This window comes from Microcystis sp. M53603_WE2, assembly GCF_030065435.1.
In genome coordinates this window covers 1-3,373 of sequence record NZ_JASJFF010000258.1, presented here as the reverse complement: position 1 = coordinate 3,373, position 3,373 = coordinate 1, and the positions used below count along the sequence as shown (strand labels likewise).

Annotated in this window: 3 protein-coding genes; all 3 read left to right on the top strand. The window is 42.8% G+C overall.

Annotation, left to right across the window (positions count from 1 at the left end):
• The first annotated feature begins 193 nt into the window (after positions 1–193).
• Positions 194–1,177 carry an alpha-ketoacid dehydrogenase subunit beta gene (locus PX481_RS05705; RefSeq protein ID WP_002763149.1) on the top strand — a complete coding sequence of 328 codons (984 nt, stop codon included), beginning with the start codon at positions 194–196 and terminating at the stop codon, positions 1,175–1,177.
• 26 nt (positions 1,178–1,203) lie between these two features.
• Positions 1,204–2,610 carry a protein translocase subunit SecD gene (gene secD, locus PX481_RS05700; protein ID WP_002763147.1) on the top strand — a complete coding sequence of 469 codons (1,407 nt, stop codon included), beginning with the start codon at positions 1,204–1,206 and terminating at the stop codon, positions 2,608–2,610.
• 121 nt (positions 2,611–2,731) lie between these two features.
• Positions 2,732–3,373: protein translocase subunit SecF (gene secF, locus PX481_RS05695; RefSeq protein WP_288093949.1), on the top strand; the 642-nt coding region annotated here is incomplete at its 3' end.

The window sequence follows — 3,373 nt, the reverse complement described above, 5'->3', positions numbered from 1 at the left end:
TGCTCTAGAGCGAACTAATCAATTAAGTCTCTTGCCAGATAAGGATTTAGTCGATTTATGCCCCCCTATCGAACCATACCAAGTAACGAAGAACCATAATTCATAATTCATAATTCCCGCTCCTTCGGACCAGAAAAGGGGTAAGATAATAAGTTTAGTGATAAGATGACCGAATTGTAAACGGGGACTTGATATGGCAGAAACCCTATTATTTAATGCTTTGCGACAGGCGATCGATGAGGAAATGGGCCGCGACCAGACAGTATTTGTTTTAGGTGAAGATGTGGGTCATTACGGCGGTTCCTACAAAGTTACCAAAGATCTCTACAAAAAATATGGCGATTTAAGGGTTTTAGATACTCCCATCGCTGAAAATAGTTTTACGGGCATGGCAGTGGGGGCAGCCATGACGGGATTACGTCCGATTATTGAAGGCATGAATATGGGTTTTCTTCTGCTTGCCTTTAACCAAATTGCCAACAATGCCGGGATGTTACGTTATACTTCCGGCGGTAATTTTAAAATCCCCATGGTTATCCGCGGTCCGGGGGGTGTGGGGAGACAATTAGGGGCGGAACATTCCCAACGTTTAGAGGCCTATTTTCACGCGGTACCCGGACTAAAAATTGTCGCTTGTTCCACTCCCTACAACGCCAAAGGTTTATTAAAATCGGCGATTAGAGATAATAACCCCGTGCTTTTCTTTGAACACGTTCTTCTCTATAATCTCAAGGAAAATTTACCTGATACCGAGTATCTTTTACCCCTCGATAAAGCCGAAATCGTTCGCAAGGGAGAAGATATCACCATTCTCACCTATTCGCGGATGCGTCATCACTGTTTACAGGCATTAAAACAGTTAGAAAAAGATGGCTATGATCCGGAAATTATCGATTTAATTTCCCTAAAACCCTTTGATATGGAGACGATCGCCGCTTCGATTCGCAAGACTCACAGGGTGATTATCGTGGAAGAATGTATGAAAACGGCAGGAATTGCTTCCGAGTTAATTGCTTTAATTAACGAGCAGTTATTCGATGAATTAGATGCCCCCGTGTTAAGATTATCTTCCCAAGATATCCCCACACCTTATAACGGTAATCTAGAAAGATTGACGATTATTCAACCTAATCAAATTGTCGAAGCTGTCCAAAAAATAGTTGGCGATCGCATTTAAAAAATTCTCCTTTTGATACTGAAGTTATGCAGAGACAAAATTGGTTATTGTTACTGATCATCGGTCTGGTTATTGCCTCGATCTTCGTCCTGATTAAGTTACCCCTACAATTAGGTTTAGACCTGCGCGGTGGTAGTCAATTAACCATTCAGGTTAAACCCACTGAAACCGTCAAAACCATTCAACCTAATGATTTAAAAGCGGTACAAAATGTGATTGAAAACCGCGTTAATGCCCTGGGTGTTTCTGAATCATTAGTGCAGACTGTGGACAGTAAAAATCAGGTAATTGTGCAACTACCCGGGGTCACAAATCCCAAAGAAGCTGAGAGAAACCTAAATGTTCAGGCCCAATTAGAATTTCGTCAGCAAAAACAAGGTACAGAAGGAGAATTCCGGGCTGAATATTCAATTTTTCAACAAAAAAAAGCGGAATTAGCCGCCCTCAAAGCCGAGAATAAACCCGAAAATGCCGCTAAAATTGCCGAACTAGAACAATCTCTGCAAAAATCTAAAGAGGCGATTTTAAATTTATTTGAATCGGTGGACTTAACTGGAAAAAATCTGCAAAATGCCACTATTAGTTCCACCCAAGGCACTAACTGGGAAGTGGCCATTACTTTCGATTCGGAAGGGGGCAATAAATTTGCCGAACTGACTAAAGCGATCGCAGGTACTGGTCGCAGTATTGGGATTTTCCTCGATAATGAATTAATTAGCGCCCCTGTGGTTGATGTGCAGTTTGCCCAAACGGGAATTACAGGAGGCCGGGCCGTGATTACTGGTAATTTTACCGCCGAAACTGCCAACGATCTAGCGATTCAATTGCGCGGTGGTTCTCTACCTTTCCCCGTTAAAGTGGAAGAAATTCGCACCGTCGGGGCAACTTTAGGCCAGGATAGTATCCGTCGCAGTATCTACGCTGGTTTAGTGGGTTTACTGTTAGTTTTAATCTTCATGGCGGTTTATTACCGTTTACCCGGTATTATTGCCGATGTTTCCCTGATTATCTATACTATTCTTTCTCTGGGGGCTTTTGCCCTAGTGGGAGTCACCATGACGTTACCCGGTATTGCTGGATTTATCCTCAGTATCGGCATGGCAGTCGATGCAAATGTACTAATTTTTGAGCGTACCCGGGAGGAATTAAGGGCCGGAAAATCCCTATTTCGGGCAGTAGAGTCGGGATTTTATCGGGCTTTTTCCAGTATTCTTGATAGTAATGTCACTACTTTAATCGCCTGTGCTGCCTTATTTTGGTTGGGTTCAGGATTAGTCAAAGGTTTTGCTTTAACTTTAGCCATTGGGGTAGCTGTGAGTATGTTTACCGCTTTAACCTGTAGTCGCACTCTCCTGTTAATCACCGTGTTAAACGTCCCTAGCATTCGCCAAAAACCCCAACTTTTCTGCCCCAATTTACCGGTAAATCAGTAGGGTGGGTTAGGCGACGACAAGTTATGCTGTTAACCAATAATTTCATATTCGCCGTAACCCACCGATTGCCACTCCCTACTCCCCAAATTCCTTTTTCCTTTTTACTTTTTACTTAATCAATATGGCATTTAACGTTACAAAACAGCGTAATTTTTGGTGGACAGTCTCGGCCCTGCTGACGATTGGTAGTATTTTGGCCATGGTAATTTCTTGGTTCACTATTCAAGCGCCTTTGCGACCGAGTTTAGATTTTGTTGGTGGTACGAGAATTCAGATAGAATTAGCCTGTGCCAAAAAGAATAACTGTGAGAAACCCTTAACTACTGCCGAAGTGCAAGCAATTTTAGACGAGGAAGGATTGGGTAACAGTAGTGTGCAGGTGTTGGATAAATATACTTTATCCGTGCGGACTAAAACCCTGGCAGAAGAACAGAGAACGAAATTACTCGACACCTTAAACCAGAAAATCGGCGCCTTTGACCCCGAAACCAGTCAAATCGATACAGTCGGTCCCACCATCGGTCAAGAATTATTTAGGTCGGGATTTTTAGCTTTATTAGTGTCATTTTTTGGCATTGCTGTCTATCTAAGCTTCCGTTTTCAACGGGATTACGCTTTTTTCGCCATTGTCGCCCTGCTGCACGACGTTTTGATCACTTTAGGGGTCTTTGCGGTTTTAGGCTTAATTGCGGGGGTAGAAGTGGATAGTTTATTTTTGGTTTCCCTCTTGACAATTGTGGGCTTTTCTGTTAATGACACAGTG

What these genes read in the sequence shown, in the direction of transcription:
- PX481_RS05705 (WP_002763149.1), top strand. Translation starts at nt 194, where the DNA reads ATGGCAGAAACCCTATTATTTAATGCTTTGCGACAGGCGATCGATGAG.
- secD (WP_002763147.1), top strand. Translation starts at nt 1,204, where the DNA reads ATGCAGAGACAAAATTGGTTATTGTTACTGATCATCGGTCTGGTTATT.